This is a genomic window from Rhodanobacter sp. 7MK24 (assembly GCF_014842995.1).
Classification (GTDB): Bacteria; Pseudomonadota; Gammaproteobacteria; order Xanthomonadales; family Rhodanobacteraceae; genus Rhodanobacter_A.
On sequence record NZ_JACYXL010000011.1, the window covers coordinates 112,861 to 132,050 of the forward strand.

General features: G+C 63.3%; 18 protein-coding genes. 6 read left to right on the plus strand and 12 right to left on the minus strand.

The window, feature by feature from the left end; all coding sequences use genetic code 11:
• Positions 1 to 409: 409 nt before the first annotated feature.
• From IHE49_RS15970 to IHE49_RS15995, 6 genes are all read right to left on the minus strand, one after another.
• Positions 410 to 1,300, minus strand: a complete 891-nt coding sequence (locus tag IHE49_RS15970) for a hypothetical protein (protein ID WP_192159726.1) — start codon at positions 1,298 to 1,300, stop codon at positions 410 to 412.
• Positions 1,301 to 1,753: 453 nt separating this feature from the next.
• Positions 1,754 to 2,539, minus strand: a complete 786-nt coding sequence (locus IHE49_RS15975; RefSeq protein ID WP_192159729.1) for a DoxX family membrane protein — start codon at positions 2,537 to 2,539, stop codon at positions 1,754 to 1,756.
• Positions 2,540 to 2,573: 34 nt separating this feature from the next.
• On the minus strand, positions 2,574 to 3,767 hold the full coding sequence (locus IHE49_RS15980; RefSeq protein WP_192159731.1) for a serine hydrolase domain-containing protein: 1,194 nt from the start codon (positions 3,765 to 3,767) through the stop codon (positions 2,574 to 2,576).
• Positions 3,768 to 3,877: 110 nt separating this feature from the next.
• Positions 3,878 to 4,285, minus strand: a complete 408-nt coding sequence (locus IHE49_RS15985; RefSeq protein WP_192159733.1) for a hypothetical protein — start codon at positions 4,283 to 4,285, stop codon at positions 3,878 to 3,880.
• A gap of 139 nt (positions 4,286 to 4,424) precedes the next feature.
• A complete protein-coding gene (locus IHE49_RS15990; protein ID WP_192159735.1) occupies positions 4,425 to 4,835 on the minus strand; it encodes a GFA family protein in 411 nt (136 codons plus the stop codon).
• 139 nt (positions 4,836 to 4,974) lie between these two features.
• Positions 4,975 to 5,346, minus strand: coding sequence for a DNA-binding protein (locus IHE49_RS15995; protein ID WP_225578495.1), 372 nt, complete (start codon positions 5,344 to 5,346; stop codon positions 4,975 to 4,977).
• Positions 5,347 to 5,898: 552 nt separating this feature from the next.
• Between IHE49_RS15995 and IHE49_RS16000 the strand changes: the two genes are divergently transcribed.
• Positions 5,899 to 8,307 (plus strand): TonB-dependent receptor, encoded by a 2,409-nt coding sequence (locus tag IHE49_RS16000; protein ID WP_192159737.1) that lies wholly within the window; start codon positions 5,899 to 5,901, stop codon positions 8,305 to 8,307.
• A 56-nt stretch (positions 8,308 to 8,363) separates the two neighbouring features.
• Positions 8,364 to 10,451 (plus strand): Atxe2 family lasso peptide isopeptidase, encoded by a 2,088-nt coding sequence (locus IHE49_RS16005; protein WP_225578496.1) that lies wholly within the window; start codon positions 8,364 to 8,366, stop codon positions 10,449 to 10,451.
• 17 nt (positions 10,452 to 10,468) lie between these two features.
• On the opposite strand, the gene IHE49_RS16010 is transcribed toward IHE49_RS16005, so the two are convergent.
• The 5 genes from IHE49_RS16010 to IHE49_RS16030 all read right to left on the minus strand — a co-directional run bounded on the left by IHE49_RS16010 (position 10,469) and on the right by IHE49_RS16030 (position 15,506).
• Complete coding sequence (locus IHE49_RS16010) at positions 10,469 to 12,184, minus strand: lasso peptide isopeptide bond-forming cyclase (protein WP_192159739.1); 1,716 nt, start codon at positions 12,182 to 12,184, stop codon at positions 10,469 to 10,471.
• Positions 12,184 to 12,861, minus strand: coding sequence for a lasso peptide biosynthesis B2 protein (locus tag IHE49_RS16015; protein WP_192159741.1), 678 nt, complete (start codon positions 12,859 to 12,861; stop codon positions 12,184 to 12,186). The genes IHE49_RS16010 and IHE49_RS16015 overlap by 1 nt, the downstream gene beginning before the upstream one ends.
• 54 nt (positions 12,862 to 12,915) lie before the next feature.
• On the minus strand, positions 12,916 to 13,056 hold the full coding sequence (locus tag IHE49_RS16020) for a benenodin family lasso peptide (protein WP_192159743.1): 141 nt from the start codon (positions 13,054 to 13,056) through the stop codon (positions 12,916 to 12,918).
• A 300-nt stretch (positions 13,057 to 13,356) separates the two neighbouring features.
• Positions 13,357 to 13,986 (minus strand): GntR family transcriptional regulator, encoded by a 630-nt coding sequence (locus IHE49_RS16025; protein ID WP_192159745.1) that lies wholly within the window; start codon positions 13,984 to 13,986, stop codon positions 13,357 to 13,359.
• A gap of 170 nt (positions 13,987 to 14,156) precedes the next feature.
• Entirely contained in the window at positions 14,157 to 15,506 is a 1,350-nt protein-coding gene (locus tag IHE49_RS16030; protein ID WP_225578497.1) for a glycoside hydrolase family 2, read from the minus strand.
• A 66-nt stretch (positions 15,507 to 15,572) separates the two neighbouring features.
• Between IHE49_RS16030 and IHE49_RS16035 the strand changes: the two genes are divergently transcribed.
• The 3 genes from IHE49_RS16035 (at position 15,573) to IHE49_RS16045 (ending at position 18,188) form a co-directional block, all read left to right on the plus strand.
• Complete coding sequence (locus IHE49_RS16035) at positions 15,573 to 16,181, plus strand: ABATE domain-containing protein (protein ID WP_192159754.1); 609 nt, start codon at positions 15,573 to 15,575, stop codon at positions 16,179 to 16,181.
• A 280-nt stretch (positions 16,182 to 16,461) separates the two neighbouring features.
• Positions 16,462 to 17,073, plus strand: a complete 612-nt coding sequence (locus tag IHE49_RS16040) for an OmpH family outer membrane protein (RefSeq protein WP_192159756.1) — start codon at positions 16,462 to 16,464, stop codon at positions 17,071 to 17,073.
• 179 nt (positions 17,074 to 17,252) lie between these two features.
• The gene (locus tag IHE49_RS16045) at positions 17,253 to 18,188 is read left to right on the plus strand and encodes a M14 family metallocarboxypeptidase (RefSeq protein ID WP_192159758.1); all 936 of its coding nucleotides are present in this window, start codon (positions 17,253 to 17,255) and stop codon (positions 18,186 to 18,188) included.
• A 56-nt stretch (positions 18,189 to 18,244) separates the two neighbouring features.
• Here the strand turns inward: IHE49_RS16045 and IHE49_RS16050 are convergent, their stop codons facing one another.
• Entirely contained in the window at positions 18,245 to 18,655 is a 411-nt protein-coding gene (locus tag IHE49_RS16050; RefSeq protein WP_225578498.1) for a DUF4087 domain-containing protein, read from the minus strand.
• A gap of 136 nt (positions 18,656 to 18,791) precedes the next feature.
• On the opposite strand from IHE49_RS16050, the gene IHE49_RS16055 reads away from it, so the two are divergent.
• Positions 18,792 to 19,094 carry a hypothetical protein gene (locus tag IHE49_RS16055; RefSeq protein WP_192159760.1) on the plus strand — a complete coding sequence of 101 codons (303 nt, stop codon included), beginning with the start codon at positions 18,792 to 18,794 and terminating at the stop codon, positions 19,092 to 19,094.
• The last annotated feature ends 96 nt before the right edge of the window (positions 19,095 to 19,190 follow it).

The following is a 19,190-nucleotide window of genomic DNA, read 5'->3' on the forward strand; positions in this document are numbered from 1 at the left end:
CACACGGGCGAACGACTGTGATGAGTAGGTGGCCCGAGGCATATCACCGATCGGTGACGCAGAGTTTGGCGGCCTTATGCCAGTGGCTACTGAATTGTGTTTCGGCGACGCCCGAACCAGGCGCTGAAATTGAGTTCGCGGGCCATCAGTCATATCCGTTTTGGGTCGAAGCCGGACGTCCCGTAATTCTCGCTATTCTGCAGTGTTGTAACCCTCCGAAGGCATAACCTTGACGAGCGTTCGGTCCCAGTTCTCGGCCAGAAAAAAGCCCCTGATCCTCAGGAGTTTTTTTTTGACATGCTGATCAGCGGTTCTACTGGAAAGCGGTAATCACATCTGTGGTTCTGCTATCAGTCGGCGCATGGGTCTGCGGTGATCAGTCCACCATGCGCCATGGGCTATGAAAGCCTTACTGAACCAGGGCAGCTCCATTCGGTGCGCCAGGGGTGGTGTTGCCGGCCGAGAGATTGTTGGCGGCCGACTGAACACTACCGCCACCCGATCCGATGCCGATACCGTTGTTTAAGATGCTGACGTTTGACAGGGTAACCGCCCCTCCGGCCGACGTTTGTATTCCGGTGCCATTGAGAGCAACGGCGCTGTCGGCCAGGTCGATATATCCAACGGAAGCATAGACCCCGTAGGTCTTGTTGCTCTGGATGTTGGAATGGGTGATGTCGACCACGCCACGCTTGGTCTGTACGCCCACGTTAGCTCCCTGGATCGTTACGTTCTTCAGAAACGCGACGACGGGACCCGGGCCAGACGTGCTATCGATCGAAACACCTATGGCACCACCCGTCATGACCGAGTCCAGCACCGACACATAAGTCGGGGTCGTCACGTCTATTTCGACGTTATCCGTGGTGAATCCGTCGAAGGTGCAGTGATCGATGATCACTTTGCCAGCGCTCAAAATCATAACGCCGGAAATCCCGCTGCCAATGCCGCTGAACTCAAGATTGCGCAGAACCACGGTGTCGGTCGAACCGGCGTTGATGACAACGCCGTTGGTGCCGGAGACAAGGATGCTTGCCAGCTCACCGCCGCCGCTGAGCGTCATGGCTTTGGTAATGGTCACCCCGCCAAAGCCACCCGGATCAAGCACGGATATCTCGCCCGCCGCCACCGTTTTGGAAATGGCTCCTGCAAAGGTTTTGCACGGAGCGGTTCGGCTGCAGGGATTGGCGTCGTCGCCCACCCCCGATACCCAGGTACGCGTTGATTGTGCATGTGCCGTTGTCGCAAAACCGAACGCGACCAGGACAGACAGCTGGACTATCTTCAGAAAACGCTTCATTGAATTTCCCTGTAGGTAAAAACGTTAACGTCCATGTGTCCGGACTCTTACGACGCGTCGTACGGCCGGGCTCAGGGATGCACTAGCTTTGTCGGTCGCGGATACGTCGCGACGACGGGCTAGCATATAGCAACCGATAAAAAGTGCGACGAGCATCGCGATTCGATGATTCCATGCCAAGGCACGAGAAGCCTCCGGCAAACCATTTCAGCAGGGCCAGACATATCCTTCGCCGAGAGCAGGCGCGTCACCACCAACTGGGAAGCCAACCCAAGCATCGCCCATGTGTGTCCCATGGAGACAAAGGAACCGCAGCCATGGCGGCCCCTTATTTTCTCGGGCCTGGAGGGGGCACGTTCCAACTCCCTTTGCAGCGATACCTATTGCCAAAGCCTGGATCCGGCGCCCCATTTATCCGCTCCGGGTCGAAAGCGGACCTCAGGCAGACGAATGCTACTTGCCCGTCGGATCCAAATTTCGCACCCCGCGATACGAATCCGCCACCACCCATGCCGCCGCCGTCAGCACCCAGGTCGCATAGGTCTCGCCCCAGTTGAAAGCACTGATATGGCCGGCGGCAACCATGGGCAGCCAGATCAGCAGCAGGAACAGGCCCATCATCAAGGCCGAGAGGGTGGCGGCCAGCCGGGCGAGCACGTTTAAGAGAATTGCCACGCCGGCGGCGAGATACGCGGCACCGGTCAGGTAGGCCCAGAACACCGGTACATGTAGCCAGTGGGGAATCAGCGGGGCGGTGAGGTTGAGATAGACGAAGTGCGAGAAGCCGAAGGCGATTAACGCCAGGCCGTAGAGTACGCGTGCCATGCGCAGGCCTCGGTTGCCGACAGCGAAGTCGAGACGGCGCCGGTCTGCATCGGTGGCGAACCACGCATACAGTATCCATGCACCTGCCACGATCACTGCCATCTCACTGCAGTATTGATACGAGCCTTCCGTGAGCGGTGCCTGGGCGATCAGCGGCAACTTGAACACCAGCAGCCACAACAGCGCATAGAAAAACAGCACGCGCGCGGCCAGCGCAGTCGAGCGTGGCCAGAACAGGCCGAGGCCGCATGCCAGCGAAACCGCGGCGCAGAGATAGGCAAGAGGTTTTGCGGCCGGCACGTGATCGAACACCGGCTGCCATATGACAGTGAATCCGCCCTCGATCAGGCCCAGGATGCCGAGGGCAATCAGGGTCGCCGCAAACACTGTATGTCCCACGCTCGCAATACGCATCGCTTGATCCTCTCAATGATGTCGTGCTGCCACCCTAATGCGCCAACTCTTCTTCCACGGCACTGAAGGCCGATTTGCCGCCGATGCGTTGGTCTGGCATGCCGGTCGCAAACCACACCACGCCGGTCCCGTTTTTGCGGTCTACCCACAGGCCGGCTTGCAGCCCATAGGCCGAACCGGAATGCCCCACGCGCGCCACGCCGTCGCCGAACGGATCGTCGCGGCAGCCTTTTACTGGCGTGGCCAATGTCTGCACGGCGAGGCCGTAGCGGCAGAAGAAGCCTTGGTCGACGTCGCCGCTGTCTTCCTCGTAGGTCAGGCCGTCGCCGGGACGGTATTGCCACTCCGGGGTGATCATCGCCTGGATGGAGCTGGATTTGAGCAGGCGCTTGCCGTCGATCGTGCCATTGCCCAGCAGCAGTTCGCCGATGCGCGCCAGGCCCTTGGCGGAAATGCGCAAGCCACCCTGCGGCGAGAACAATGCGCCGTTGGTGCCGGCGTGCCAGCGCTTGAGGTCGCAGCTGCCGTCGCTGGCCGGTGTCACCGGGCAGGCGGGCTTCCGGCCGTGGTTGTCGTCCTTCACCGGCTTGCCACCGGCGTCGTACAGCACCACCGCACGGGAGGCGGTGGCGTCGCTGCACAACGCCCAGTTGAAGCAGGCGTCGATACCCAGCGGCCGCAGCACCAGACGCGCCATCAGTTGGTCGAAGCGCTCGCCGGTGGCGCGCTCCATGATCTGCGCCACCAGCGGAAAGTTGAGGTTGGTGTAGTGGAAGTAGCTGCCCGGCGCATGCCTGGTGTCCCAGGCGCGCGGGTCCTTGACGATGTCGCGCAGCTCGCCGCCCAACGGTGATTGCCAGTAGCCGGCGTTGTCGGTGAGGCTGGAGCGGTGCGACAGCAGCATGCGCAGGGTGATTGGCACCTGCGGAAAAGCTGGGTTGCGCAGCCGCCAGCCGAGCAGGCCGGATGCATCCGCATCCAGGTTCAGCTTGCCTGCCTCCACCAGGCGCATCACGCCCAGCGTGGTGACCAGCTTGGAGATGGAGGCGATGCGTACCGGGTCGTCCGCGGTGACCTCGCGACCCGCGGCCTTGTCGGCATAGCCGTGCACGCGGATGGCGGTGATGCCGTCGCGGTTGAAGGCGACGCGCACCGTGGCAACGGGGTCGCCGGCCCATGCATCGGCGCAAAGCAGGAGCAACAGACAGACGATCCAGCGCAAGGCCATGATCCGCTCCGCTCGCGGCAACAGGGGCGGAACGGATTAAGGCATAGCGGGGCGGCGATGGGAATCCGCCGGCGCGCGTCTATTCCGCGCCAGCTATCGCCACGGTTATCTCACGCGCCTGCAGAACCGCTGGCGGCCGTCGCGCTCGCGGGTGCGCCAGCGGAGGCCGGTGCGCCGGTCGTGGGGTTCTTGTGCGACTTCTTGTTCTTGCGCTTCGCTGCCTTCGTCCCCTTGGTCCTTTGCTTGTCGGCCTTCGCCGCCTGCTTGGCGGCCTTGCTGGCCTGCTTGGCAGCCTGCTTCTTGGCCTTCAGGGTTTGCTTGTTGGCTTTGGCGGTTTGCTTGGCGGCCTTGGAGGCGGCCTTGGAGGCGGCCTTGGAGGCGGAGTTCGATGTCGTCGCTGGTGCAGCGGCAGCCGGGGCGGACTGGGCCTGTTGAGCCTGTTGGGTCTGCGCCAGTGCAGGAACGGAAAGAGCCACGCCCGCGGCGAGCAGGGAGGCTATTGCAAGAGTGCGGATCATGGTTATCGGTCTCGGATTTTTTGGGGATTGCCGCGGAACCGGCGCAACATGCAAGCAAGCGCGGCAGGATCCGTCAACATTGCATGGGTGTCGACGTACCGTGACTGAACCGTCAATCGTGAGACCGAAGCCCTTCCCGCTACAGGTGCCGCGTCTCGGCGGGCGTTTCGTCCCAGTTGTCGTTGAGGCCGTCGTAATACGTTACGGGTGCCCGCAGCAACTCATCGACGTCGAGGCCGTCGAGGCACATGACGTTGATGTTGTAGTACTTGCTGCCGCTCATGTTGGGCATGTCGACCCATTCGAACGCCCGGATGCCGCAGTGCCTGCAGAACTGATGGTGCGCGACCGAGTTTCCGCGCCCCCGATAGTCCGTGAGATCGCTTTCGCCTGACAGCAGCCGGAATGCCTGCGGAAGGGCGTTGATCGACCATAGACGCATCTTGGTGCAGATCGTGCAGTTGCACTTGCCGGTGCCGGCGCTGACATCGAGATCCGCTTCGAAGCGGACGGCGCCGCAGTGACAGCTTCCGGTGTACGTCTTGAGCATGGGAACCCGCTGATCTTTTTTCAGAAACGTGCCAGGGATGTTTCTTGCGACAACGCGCGCTCCTTCGACGAGCCGTGTCTTGGCCGCAGAAAGCTATTGCGGGTACGACGGGCTCCGGGAGCTTGTCGTGCCCTGCGGTTCAATGCTCGCAGAGAAAGGCTATCAGGCCAGCGCGGCGCTTCGCGCTGAGCCCGCGCATGGCCGTGATCACGCTGCGCTCCTGCGGCGACAGCGTTTCGTAGCTGGAGGCTTGCTCGCCCACACCGGAAGTCGCCGGCTCGCGTCCCATCGCCAGCCAGTCCAGGCTGCAGCGGTATTCCACGGCCATCTCGATCAGTCGCGACAGTTCCGGCAGGGCGCGTCCGGCGAACCACAGTCTGGCGGTTTCACGGGCTACGCCGAAATGCGCGGCAACCGTGACCACGCGCTGGCGCCCGCCAGGCACGCCGGCTTCGTTGCAGGCGTGCTGCAGGCGGCCGGCGAAATCGACATAGGGTGCGGGACGGGGCATGCGGACCAGGACGTACAACGGGAACCCAAGTCATTCTTGCAAGCCGACCAATCACGTTTGGCAAGTTTTGCTTGTCAATACAAATTTGAATTGCTATTCTATAACCCTAACGTGACGCCGTTGCAGACAGAGCCAGTACTGCTCTTGATCGGCACACGCGCACGAACAGCTTCGGTGACAACGCCGGTGCGGGTCGGTACGGGGAATGTCCCTGCCTGAGGGCGGGGTGGCAGCCAGCAGCGAGCCGTCCAAGCACGGTTTGCGCGAGGGAAAACAATGGAAAGGCAATCGGAGAAGCCGCCTGGGCGCGGCTGGCGCGTCCGCGCGCGCCTCGAAGCAGCCGGCCCGGCACGAGCGGCCGGGTTGGCGGCGGCTGCTGTGTGTCGATCCGCGCCTGCAATGGGTACGACGACGAATGCCCATGGCTGGCGACCCCGTGCTGCCCATGCATGCCGGATGCCGTACCGGTCGCACCGAACGACTTTGCCTGGCTCGACTCGGGATCAACCCGGGTGCGGGCAGGGCCAACCTGGGGAAAGCAAAGGACGCAGCATGAAGACAAGCACGCTACGCAATGCCATTTCCATCGCCCTGCTCGTCGCCGCTGGCGGTGCGAGCGATTGGGCCGCAGCCCAAGACACCACGACAGAAGCAAGTGCGCAAGGCGCGGTATCGACAGTCGACACTCCGGCCAACAAGCAACCAAAAAAGGCGGCGAGCAAGACGGCGGTGCCAGCGGTGACGAACCTGGAGGCCACAACGGTCACCGGCACGCGTATCCGCGGCGGCAGCACACCATCGCCGGTCATCACGATCGGCAGCGAGCAGATGCAGGACGAGGGTTTCACGGATCTCGGTGAGGTGATTCGCAGCCTGCCGCAGAACTTCTCGGGAGGACAGAACCCAGGCGTGCTCAGCGGCAACCTGGCCGGCGCAGGCAACGCCAACCAGAACCTGACGGGCGGTTCGAGCCTGAACCTGCGTGGTCTCGGCGCCGATGCAACGTTGACGTTGCTCGACGGACGCCGCATGGCCTATGGCGGCTTCACCCAGGCGGTGGATATCAGCGCGATACCGGTGGCGGCGGTGGAGCGTATCGAGATAGTCCCGGATGGTGCGTCGGCGATCTACGGTTCCGATGCGGTGGGTGGCGTGGGCAACGTGATCCTCAAGCGAGACTACGACGGTGTAACTGTGGGCACGCGCTATGGCGAAGCCACCGACGGTGGGCTGATTACGCGGGAGTACGACATCACCGCCGGCACCACCTGGCGCAGCGGCGGTCTGATCGCAACCTACAAGGACGAATCGGTCGATCCCGTCTACAGCAGCCAGCGCAGCTACACCACGCAGCTGGTCAATCCGACGACCCTGTATCCGGGTAGTGACCTGCACAGCGGCCTGCTCAGCGTCCACCAGTCGCTTGGAGACTCTGCCGAATTGCGCCTGGATGCGTTGCGTACCGCGCGCGACCAACTGTTTCTGTACAACAACAGCGGTATCAACAGCCGGGCCGCGCCGGACACGACGACGACCCTCGTCTCGCCCAGTCTGGAGATCTGGCTGCCGAATGACTGGACGCTGTCGCTCGCTGCGACTTCCGGCTGGGACGAGCACCACGAATATCTGGTGCAGACCGTGGTCGCCAGCGGTGTGGCGGCGATCACCGATGCCTGCTACTGCAACGAAAGCCGCAGCTACGAGCTTGGCGCGGAAGGGCCCTTGTTCGCATTGCCCGGAGGCGACGCACGGTTGGCGGCCGGCATCGGCTACCGGGAGAACACGTTCCGCGATGTCGACCACGTCAATACGGTCGACACCTTCCGCGGTAGCGAAGGCGCCCGCTTTGCGTACGCGGAATTCAACCTTCCGCTGATCGGTCCCGACCAGCAGGTCCGCGGTGTCCAGCGCCTGGAGGTGACAGCTGCGGTGCGTGGCGAGGACTACAGCACTTTCGGTGGCGTGACCACGCCGAAGCTGGGCGTGATCTACGGTCCCAGTCCCGACTTCACCTTGAAGGCGTCCTGGGGCAAGTCCTTCAAAGCACCCACGCTCTTCGAGCAGGACTACGCGCAGAACGCATATCTCTTTTCGCCGCGCAGCTTCGGCGGCGTCGGCTATCCGGCCGATGCCACCGTGCTGGTTCTGGACGGCGGCAACCGGCAACTAAAGCCGGAACGTGCCTCCACGCAGTCGGCGTCGCTGGCGTTCCATCCCGAGTCGGTGCGCGAGCTGGAAGCGGAGTTGAGCTGGTTTCGCATCGACTACCACGATCGGGTGATCCAGCCGATCGCCAACTCCAGCCAGGCTTTGAACAACGCGATCTACGCACCGTACGTCGATCTTGCACCGACGCCGCAGGCGCAGGCGCAGGTGATTGCCAGTGCGCAATCGCTCTACGACTTTGCCGGAGCACCTTACGACCCGAGCAAGGTGGCAGCGATCATCTACACGCAATACGCCAACACCGCTCAGCAGCGTATTCAGGGCATCGACCTGTCGGGATCGTATCGGCTCGAACTGGGGCAGGGTGCGTTGATCCTGCGCGGGTCGACAAGCTGGCTGGACAGCACGCAGCAAACCCTTCCCACTGCGCCGGCCTATGCCTTGTCGGGCACGCTTTTCAATCCGCCGAAGGTCAGCGGACGCCTCGGCACGGACTGGAAGCGGGGAGGATTCACCGCGTCGCTCTTTGCCAACTACCGGAGCGGGGTCATCAACCGGATCGACAGCGTGAAATCCGCCTCGTTCACCACGTTCGATGCGGCGCTTCGCTATTCCGTCGGCAAGCGTGACGACGCATGGTCGGGAATGGAGTTCGCCCTGTCGCTGGACAATGCACTGGATCGCCATCCGCCGCTGTACCGCGTGGTCTCGCCTCGCTACGTGGCGCCCTACGACTCGACCAACTATTCGGCGATCGGTCGCTTCCTGAGTCTCTCCGTGTCCAAGCACTGGTGATGACTGCCGGCTGCCGGATGCAGTCCATGTTTCCTCGTTGTCGAAGAGGGCCGATCATGTCCATGCCGAAGTGCATCGTGTGGCACCTGCTGATTGCAGGTGCCTTGCTGGCAACCTCCGCGTCCGCGTGTCATGCGTCCGCGATCTCACCCCGCCGGCTGCTGGAAGTGGCCGATATCGCTGGTCCGACGATATCGCCGGATGGCCACAGTGTGGCGTTCCGGATCGAACGCGCGTCCGTGGGGCGGAATACCTACGACACTGTCTGGTACGTACAGGGTCTGGACGATGCGTTGCCTAGACGTGTCGCGGATGGCGGCATTCCGTTGCGCGATTCGGCAGGCGGATCCTTGCCGCCCAAGGTGGTTTGGTCCCCCGACAGTCGTTGGATCTACTACCGCGCCGTGGTCGACGGAAAAATCGACATATGGCGCGCGGAAGCCGACGGCTCCAGCGCGGAACCACTGACGCATGATGCGGCTGACGTGCGCGATTTCGCCTTGGTCGATGGCGGTCATGCCCTCAGATACAGTGTCGGTGCGATGCGCGAAGAGGTGTTGGCGGCGGAGCTGGCCGAATACGACAGCGGCATCCATATCGACGATACCGTGCCGATCGGCCAGGGGCTGTTCCGCTCCGGCGACGTCGCGGGCCGCCTGGTGACACAGCGCTTCGGCAAGGTCTGGTTCGACCGCGCTCCGCTGCTCGGCGATGTGCCGGATCGCTGGATGGAGATCGACCTCGCCTCAGGAACGAAACGAGCGCTTGCAGGCCCGGATGTGCCTGCAGAGCCATCGCTGGCTCCAGGCAAGGCAGGTGTCGATGGCGATCCCTGGGAATCCGTCCGCAATCCGCAGGACGGCAGAGTGGCCTGGCTTACGCGTATCGGCGATCGTGGCGGACAACAGCAGCGTCCGGATGTCCTGCTATCCGCGTTGCCCCGTGCACATGCGAGTCGCGCCGTTCGCTGCATCTCGGAGCTGTGTACGGGCAGGGCCATCAGCGGGATGCAGTGGCGTCCGGATCATGACGAAGTGCTGTTCACCGTCACCGATCCCCACCAAGGCCAGGCGCAGTCGATCCTTCGATGGAATGTGGCGACGGGGCAGGTACGCGTAGTCGTGGAGACCACGGGATTGGTCAACGGTGGCCGCGATCCAGCATGGAGCTGCGGCGTATCGGACGGCGCGCTGGCGTGTGTGACGGCAGAAGCCGACCAGCCGCCGCGATTGGAGAGGGTTGATCTGGAAAGTGGGGAGCGTCATGTCCTGTTCGATCCCAATGCAGCGCTCGCAAAGGACATGGCAGCGGTCGCGCCCGCACGCCTGCTGCGATGGCAGGACAAGCAAGGGCGATGGTTCGCCGGCCAGTTCTATTCGGCCCGACATGGTGGCGCTGGACCCGCTCCGCTGTTCGTCACCTATTACAGCTGCCCGGGATTTGTACGGGGCGGGGTAGGGGACGAATGGCCGCTAGCCACGTTGGCGCAGGCCGGCATCTCGGCGCTGTGCATCAACCACCCACCGGGTTACATCATGGACGCAGTGGCGCGATATGGAGAGGGATTGGCGGCGGTTGAAAGTGCGGTTGAGCTGCTGTCCCGGGAAGGTGAGATCGACCCCTCGCGCGTGGGGATGGGCGGATTGAGCTTTGGCAGCGAGGTGACAATGTGGACGCTCAGCCAATCCAATGTGCTTGCGGCTGCATCCGTCTCGACCCCGGTGCTGTCACCGTTTTACTACGTGATGGGCAGCATCAAGGGCAAAGCCTTCTTCAAAGGCCTGCGGGATCTGTGGGGGCTGGGTTCACCGAACGAGACACCGGAGCGCTGGAAGGTACTCTCGCCGGTTTTCCAAGTGGACAGGATCCACGCCCCGATCCTCTTTCAGCACTCCGAACAGGAGTACATGCTCGCGTTGGACTATGAGATTCCGTTGATCCGGAAGCACAAGGCGGATCTCTATGTGTTCCCGAACGAACCGCATCAGAAGTTCCAGCCGCGGCACAAGCTGGCCGTGTACGAAAGAAACCTCGACTGGTTTCGGTTCTGGCTGCAGGGCTACGAAGACCCGGACCCCTCGAAGAAGGTGCAGTACGCCCGCTGGCGGCAGATGAAGGCGGCCATGGCGGCGCGCGCACCGTGAGCTGGGCCGCATGACTTTCAGGTTTGATGTCGGACCCAGTTCTCGACAGCGCACAGGTCGAATATCCGCATGAACCTGTCGTCTCGCGAGGCCAGGTCGCGATCGAAGAATTGCCGGAGGGAGTCGGTGTCGAGAAGGCCTTGTCCTTCGAGCTGGCCAGTCAGGAGGTAATCCTGGAACAGGCGCTTGTTCCGGCGATAGACCGCGCCGGAGTAGTTCATGAAGCTTCCTTTGCTGCGTCGATGCAGAATTTCGGAGGGAAGCAGATCCGCAAACGCGTCACGGGCCACAGCTCGATTCCGGCCTCCGGTTATCCACATCCAGCTTGGAACCTTGAGGCAGGCTTCCACGACGGGTTGGGACAGCAGAGGCATTCGCAGATGCCACTTCGCGCCGCGCGCCAGCCCGTCCCTGAAGACCTGGGTGCCGGCCAGGTCGAAGATGCGTTCCCGATCGCCAGCCAACGCGTCGTCGGGCGCCTCAAACCAGGGATGGGGTTCCAGCATCGCTGGCGCTGGCTTGGTGGACAGGAATGACATGTCGGGCCTTCGCGGAGGCTTCGGCCGAACGAGCAGTTTCCTGAGGGACAGCCTGCCTGCCTTCCAGAAAGTGCATTGGTGGAGTTCGGCGAGATCGCGGATCGCACGGATGCCGGCAATCGTTCCACGTTCCCTGAGCGCGTCGGCTGCCGGTGCGGCGGTTCGTGTGTAGCAGAAGACGGTATCGCCGCCACCGCCGGAAAAGAAGCTGTTGATGCCAAGCCGCTTGCCGAACGCCTCGTTCAATTCATTGGCCGCATGCTGCAGGAACCACGTGCTCGGTGCTACCGCGTGCGCTGGAATCCGGAAGCCGGGCTGCGTTTCGTCGAAGCCCAGTCTTTCGACATGCAGTTCCGCACCCAGCACATCCGCCATCAATGACGCGTACCTTCGTTCATCGGCACCGGGTACGGGCGTGACTAGATTGCAACATGCCACGCGTGCGTTCGCGTCTTGCAGGCAGGCGGCGACGATGGAGGAGTCCAGTCCTCCGGACAGCTCAAGCAGAAGGGATTGATCCGTCTCGGCCCAGCGCTTCACCGTGGATGACACCGCACTTCGAACGTCGGCTTGAGCCTCAAACCTGTCGCGATGTCTGCGCGATGGGGCGACGAATGGCCATGGCGACCACGCTTGCTCCAAGGAATACCGGTTTCCCCGTACGTGGAGTTGGCAACCCGGCAGCAGTTCGCGCAGACCGGCAAGACCGGTGCGCCCGGCCTTGTGGTGCGGGTAGATCAGGTGGCCGCCGATGAAATCCCAGTCAATTGCCCTGCTGTACAGACCCGACCGCTCCGCGATCGTTATGTCCGAGGTGATGAAGCGCTTGCTGGGCGAGTAGACGCAGTCGACACCGCCAGACGGATCGCGCATGACCGTCGCGGCATCCGAATCACGTCCGGATGGCTGCAGAAGCAAGTATTCGCCCCAGAAATTGTCGACGAAGAAATCGACGAGTCGGCGTGGGGAGGAAAGGCGGGACAAATCCGAACTTCCATCCGCGCGCGGAAAGGCATGTCCGACCAGCGCGCCAACGGATGCAAGAGAGAGTACGGGTGTGTCTCCATCGGCATACAGGTCGATACACCCCAAGGCCAGCTTGTGGTGAAGCCCGAGCTCTTGCAGTCTCTCATCGATACATGCGCCATCCTCTCTCCGGCCACACCCGTCGAGCAATGCGATGTATCGGTACATCACACGATCCGTATCGGCGTGTGCGTGATGGCATTGCCCACGGTATCGTTCAAGACGATGTCATCCACCTGCACCCAGCAGTGTGCGGAGAAGGGATCGAGAGCGATTCCGAACACGACATGCGCATGAATCCGCCTTCTGAGCAGGAATTTCGTCATCGCGACGGAATCCAGCAGGCAACGCATCTCAATCGGTACATAAAGGCGTGCACGACGGAATATGGCGGCTGCTTCAGAGAGTCGTCGCTCCGAAAATTCTGCAAGCGCCCCAGTGCCCGCGGTCTGGATGCGCCTTTCAGCTGCAAGGCCGTCGAGGAGGTTCTTGAGCGTGGAAATCTTCAGCTTTATCCGTGTGATCAGGACGATTGCGAAAACCTCCATCAGCTCTGAGACGCGAAGTTTCCGCGACGGAAGCGATGCTTCCATGGCGCTGCGAATGACGGGCTCGATGCTTGGACTGTCGCCAGTCATCGGATGCAATGGTTCAACGAGGATGCGGCGTTCCACCAATGTGCTTATGTCCGGACCGGGACACTCAGCTCCATCCAGGTAGGCAACCAGCGCCTGTTCCATCAGGAATGGCAACTGGAAGTACCGATCATCGCCGACGTCCAGAAAGACCAGCCTATCGTCGACCCTGCAGTACGAAAGATCGTCACGCAACACGTAGCGGGTCATGCCCATATCCCTCGAAGGAGAAGGGACGCGCCCGGCGGGGCGCGTCCCTTGGACTCAGTCCTGAGAAATTCCCGCGGGGCTGAAGCCGCCAATGACTTCGTTCGTCAGCGGGCCGCCCTGGGTTTCGACGCTGGCGATGCCGAGCACGGTGACGTCTTCCGACGCGGTGGTGTCGATGTTTTCGTTTGTGTTCATCTCAGTCTCCTGCAGTCGCGTCATGGCAATTCCATGACGCATGCAGCGTAGGAGCCGGGAATTTTGATTTTCAAATGATTATTGCGCTGTCAGACGATGATTATTCCGGAGGCGTGATGGCTGTCCTCCTTACGGCGGATTCTGCCTCGATGCTTCTTCGGTTGGCGTGCGCCGGAGAGGTCTGACCAAGGCGTCGCATCGTCTTTCATATGCAAGCAATGGAAGCATCTTCAATGCCCTGGGTCGTCCTATGCCTTTCCGCGACACAACGATCCACAAGAGCATGGAATGGGATGTTGTTTAGTGCAGGTAATCGCTGCGGTCATTCAGCAACGCCACGATGCGCGGAACGATTTTCTTCCTGCGTTCGTGATAATCGCGCAGCGCGGATTTCAGCGACGGGATATCGCGTGTCTGCCAATACCGGTTCAATTCCGAGAGTTCTTCGAAACCGTGCCCGAGCAATCCCTGCTTGGCGCGACGTATTGGCGCCAGTCGGTCGTTGGCCTGCTTTACGGCATGGTGCAGGGATCGGTGGGCAGTCGCGCGCGCGATCGCATCGAACAATTGCCACGTCGACTTGGCCAGATCGCTGTCGGCAGACACAGGCTCCAGCCGCTCTGCTTTTCGTGCCGCCGGTGCTGCACCGATATCGCATGCCATCAGCAGCAGGCGTTCCATCCAGTCATAGAGGTCGCGCATGCCGACTTCGGTGAGCAACGGAACATGCAGTCCGCCGCGGGCATGGTCGACGACCAGCGCCTCACCGACCAGGCGGTACAGGGCAAATCGAACCGGCGTAGGGCTGGTCTTGAACTCTGTGGCGAGCCCGGTCGGATCAATCCGTTGCCCGGGTGCGTAGCGTCCTGAGCGCAGGGCACGCCGGACCTGTTCGTAGACAAATGCGCTCTTGGAGTGGATCGCATCCATTGCTTGACTCCATGTCTGCGGATGGTTGACTCCTTGGCGGATGGTACACGGATCCGGCGTTTCGCAAGATATTTCGACTTTCGTTTGACGGAAAGTGCAGACGAAGGCATGCGCAGCCAACCCCGCTACGCCGATGGCTCGCTGTGGAATCGCGCAAGCGCAACGCTGGCCTATCGATGCGCTCTCTTTGAAAAGAGTGTTCGCACGATCAGAAAGCCCAGCAGCGGAATGGCGATCGCGTAGACGTACTGCGTACGCGACACACCGATGCCGAACGGAAACCAGATGCCCGGGATGCCGATCGTATCGAGCAGTTCGCTGCCGAACAGCGCGGCCATGATCGCGGCCAGCGTGACGAGCGACAGGACGCACATCGGGCCGCCACGGGCGATGCGCACGCCGATCACGACGAACAGCGCGATCGAGGCCAGCCGGCTGGCGCTGGTCCAGCTCGCCGAGTGGATTGCCACGCCGATCATTCCGACGACTGCCAGTGCCAGCGCCGCTGCATCGACGCTTGACCACGGACGTGGGCACCAGCGGTTCCACGCGCATGTCCAGGCGGCCACTGTCGGTATCCACATCACCGACGCCAGCCACGCATAGGTGGCCAGGCCTTCCAGATCGGTCCACGCGACGATCGCGTTGTTGAGGCGCGCGGCTGCCATGAGCGCGAGCGCAATGCCGGCGAAGAACAGGAAGCCCCTGCGGCGGCTGCGCGACCGGCACCCGATCGCCAGGGCGACGAGCGCCAGCATGGCGATCGGTTCGACCACCTCGACGATGTAGCCGGCGATGGTCCGTTCCCATTGCACGCGGTGCAGTGCGTCGCTGACGGGACGAGGAGCCAGCATGGGAGCGGTATGCATGCCGCCGCCGTCGGGGCTGGCCGCCGAACTTGGATCCATGTAGGTGCGGACCGCGAGCACGCCGCGGCTGCCTGCCGCATCGGCAGGCAGGGCGAACTGCAGCGGCCGCGTGCCGACGACGCGCGGCGTCCCGCCGAGCCGGCCCGATCCGCCCAGCAACCGGCCATTCCAATACAGTTCGTAACCATCTTCGACGAGGGTGGGTCCGAGGATGTCCCACGACGCGCGTCCGGCCGGTACGGTTACCGTGCGCCGGTACCAGGCGTAGCCGTGATAGCCGGGATGGCCGTGCGCCATCCAGCCGCCCACGTAGTCGGGCAGGCCCACGTCGCCGTCGTGGCTGCCCGGCAGGGTGGTCATGTCGACGGTCTCCCAGCCGCTGTCGTCGGTGCCGGCAGCGGCCCAACGCGAGTCGTCGCCGATGTGGAATCGCCAGGTGCCGTCGAGCAGGATGGCGGAGGCGCGCAGCGCCGGCGGATCGGGTCGGCCGCCGCTCGCCAGATCGGCGATCACGATGGCCAGGGCTGCCAGCGTTGCCATGACGATGCCGACGATGAGCTTGCGTTGGGGCGCGTCCATCGACGGTGCCGTCGCTATCGGTTGGGACATTCTGCAATGACCTCGTCGCAGGATTTCGATGCCAGCCAGCAAGCTACCGTTGAAAATCACTTAGATAGTAGCATTGGGATCGCAGTCTGAAGGCTCAGGCAATCCCGCATGTCGCCCGCGCACGGTCATCTGACGCCACGGCCGGTTGCCGCCATCCGCTTGGATGGCGGGCGGTTGTGCCTGGATTTCGTCAACACCATCCATGACCGCCATGCGGTGCAGATCGAGGACTACCTGCAGGAGCCGCGACGCTTCATCGAATGGTGTGCCCACAGCGGAGCGCTGCATGTGGCCGAAGGCATCCCTGTGCCGCGCGCCGCGCGCGAACGCACCGCATTGATGCGCGAGGTGACGACCCTGCGTGATCAGCTGCATGCGTTGTTCGCCGCGCGGATCGATGGTCTGAGGCTACCTGCGAGTGCCGTGCGTGGCCTCGACCACTGGTTGCATCTGGCTTGGGCCGGGCAGTCGCTCGGCGCGGACGCTCGGCTGCATTGGCGCGCCGATGCCCGTAACGCGCGGTTGCCGCTGAAGCGCATCGCGCTCGATGCGTTGGACTTGCTTGGCGATCCGGCCGCCTCGCGGCTTCGTCGCTGCGCCAATACCGCTTCGTGCGGCTGGCTGTTCCTCGATACCAGCAAGAATCAACGACGCCGCTGGTGCGCCATGGAAACTTGCGGTACCGCCGACAAGATGCGGCGTTACCGCCAAGACTGACAAACGGCTGCTGATCCCGGTGCTCGCAGGCGAGCGGATTGCTGTCTGGTCGCCAACAGGCCGGGTTCTTGCCGAGGCGGTCAAGCAAGAGGGCTGCCTCTTCAAGTTCTTTCGCTTCCCCGTGGCAGGCCCGCGCAGTGAGGGATGGCGGTACTTCCCTTCATGGCGAGGACTATTGAGCGCAGCTATCCCGCAGACAGCTCTGCCCTAGTAGGATTGCGGTTCGCCGTGGGCCATCGCAGCCCTCGGCATCCTTGAACCTTGCCATCGGATACTACCCATGAATCTGCACCGCACCTTGCTTGTCGCCGCGCTGGCTGCCGCTACCGGCCTTTCCTTCGCCCCTGCCGCGTCGGCGCAGGGCGCTGCCGCCCCTGCCGCCAACCCGCTGGGTGGCAGCGCGGTGCCGGGCGTGTGCATGCTCTCGCGCGAGGCGGTGTTCGCGCAGTCCAAGGTGGGCCAGGCCGCGAGCGATCACCTGAAGTCGCTGGCGCAGCAGCAGCAGCAGTCGCTGGAAGCCCAAGGCAAGCCGCTGGACGCAGACATCCAGGCGTTCCAGCAGAAGGCTGCCTCGTTGACCGAGGCGCAGCGCCAGCAGCAGGGCCAGGCGCTGCAGCAGCGCATGCAGACCCTCAAGGCACAGGAGGATGAGCTCAACCAGCGCATCCAGCTGACCCGCGGCAAGGTGATGGAGCAGATCGGCCAGCAGGCGCAGCCCATCGTCAACAGCACATACAGCAGCCACCATTGCGGCCTGCTGCTGAACCGCGACGCGGTGCTTGGCGGCAACACCACCAATGACCTCACGCCCGAAGTGGTGAGCGGTCTGGACGGCAGGATCACCACGCTCAATTTCAACCTGGAACCGCTGCCGGCCAATACCGGCAAGTAAGCGCCAGCGACGATGCAGCGAAACCGGATGGCTGTCGCACTGTGTGCGGCGGCCATTCTTTTTGTCTGCGCTACCACCATGAGGGGACGGTGCGATGGGCGCGGAATCGCGCACAACTGCCGGCAGCATGCGGCCCCGGTGCTAGAGTCGTCGACCAACCCCCCGCCGTGGAGCGCCTCATGATCGCAAATGCCCTCTATCCCATCGGTACGCCCGGCCAACCCTGGGGGGCGGCTGAAGTTGCCGAGTGGCGCACATGGCAGCGCCGTCTGCGCAGTTACGGGGATGAAGTGCAGGACCGCATCATGGCGTTGCGCGCGAACTTCGAGGTGGCCGAATACGGCCGGCTGGAGTATTCGCCGGAAAGCTACCCGCTGTTCTTCGTGAAGAGCCGCGACTGGAGCGACGCGCTGCCCGTGATGCTGCTCACCGGTGGCGTGCACGGCTACGAAACCAGTGGCGTGCATGGCGCGTTGCAATTCCTCGAACACGAAGCAGCCCGCTACGAGGGGCGCATCAACCTGCTGGCCGTGCCTTGCGTGAGTCCGTGGGGCTACGAGCGCATCCATCGCTGGAACGCGGATGCGCTCGATCCCAACCGCAATTTCCGTGCGGACAGCCCGGCGCAGGAGTCCGCTGCGTTGTGGCGCCTGCTTTCGCCGTTGCGTGACACGGCGTGCATGCACATCGACCTGCATGAGACCACCGACACCGACGAGAGCGAATACCGCCCCGCGCTGGCCGCGCGCGACGGCAAGCCATTCCAGCCAGGCACCATTCCGGACGGCTTCTACCTGTGCGCGGACAGCGCGCGGCCGGAGCCGGACTTCCAGCAGGCGGTGATCGCCGAGGTGGCCAAGGTCACCCACATCGCACCGGCCGATCCCGACGGCACCATCATCGGCTCGCCGGTGGTGGCGCATGGCGTGATCGAGTACGACTGCCGCAAGCTCGGCCTGTGCGCCGGCATCACCGATGCGCCTTACCGCACCACCACCGAGGTCTACCCGGACAGCCCGCGTGCCACGCCCGCGCAGTGCAACGATGCACAGGCCGCGGCTGTGCGTGCGGCGATCGACTACGCGCTGGCGTATCCGGCAAAGGCTTCCGCCTAACGGCAAGGAGGGCGGAACACAGCCGGCTGGTTTCCACGTCGTGGATGCCCGATGACTCAGTTCGTGATGTCCCGACCCTGCGCGGGCTCGTTCAGCGACTTGTCGCGCCGGCAGACGGTCAGCGGCTCCGCCATCGCCTTGCGGATCAGCTGCACGCTGCGGGTACGTAGGTCGGCTTGCATGGACAGGCAGGCGCAACCGTAGCCGTGGTGGCCGCTGTTGGTCTCGACCCATTGTGCGTCGCCGAACTCGGGCCAGTCGCCCTTCGCCTGATGGCCGCCTTGCGTGGCGATGATCCAGGTGCCGTCGCGATCGGTCAGGCTGGCGTTTCCCGGCGTGGGGTTCTCGAACCAGCCGCAGCGTCGCTGCAGCTGTTGCGAGCTTGCTGCGATGGCTGGTGCCAGGGCGAGTCCGGACAGCAGGATGACGACGGGCATGATGACGCGACGAGTCGACAGCTGGCGCATGGACGTCCTCCGGACAGGGCCGGGCGTGAGCATAGCGGGGGAAGATGGCCACGGGAGCCAGCGGCGGCGCATGTCGAGGTTCGGGGCATACTTGAATGACCATCCGGGGCACCCGGAGATATGGAGGAAGGCCGGCATGTCGTTCGGATGGACGTTGTTTGGCACGATTGCACAGCTGCTGCTGGCGTACTTCCTGTTCATGCTCGTCGTTTTCTCCGCGGCCGGCGTCGCGAACGGCAGCCAGCTGGGCAAGCTCCAGCTCGGCATCCTGAACCTGTCGATCTATCTGCTGCCGTCGCTGTGCGTGTTGAGCGCGGCCATCGTGGTGTACCTGTATCGGCACGGCGGCAGTGCGGCGTCGTATGGGTGGTATGCGATGCCGCTGGCTGCCACGGTGCTGTACCTGGGTTATGCCATCATCTTGGGTCACCGCACCTAGCCTGCTTCCGAGGCAACTCACGCAAACGCGGCCGATCGCCGATGCCGCCGATGTCGACGGACTGGTAGATCGGCGCCCCCGGATCACGGAGAGCAC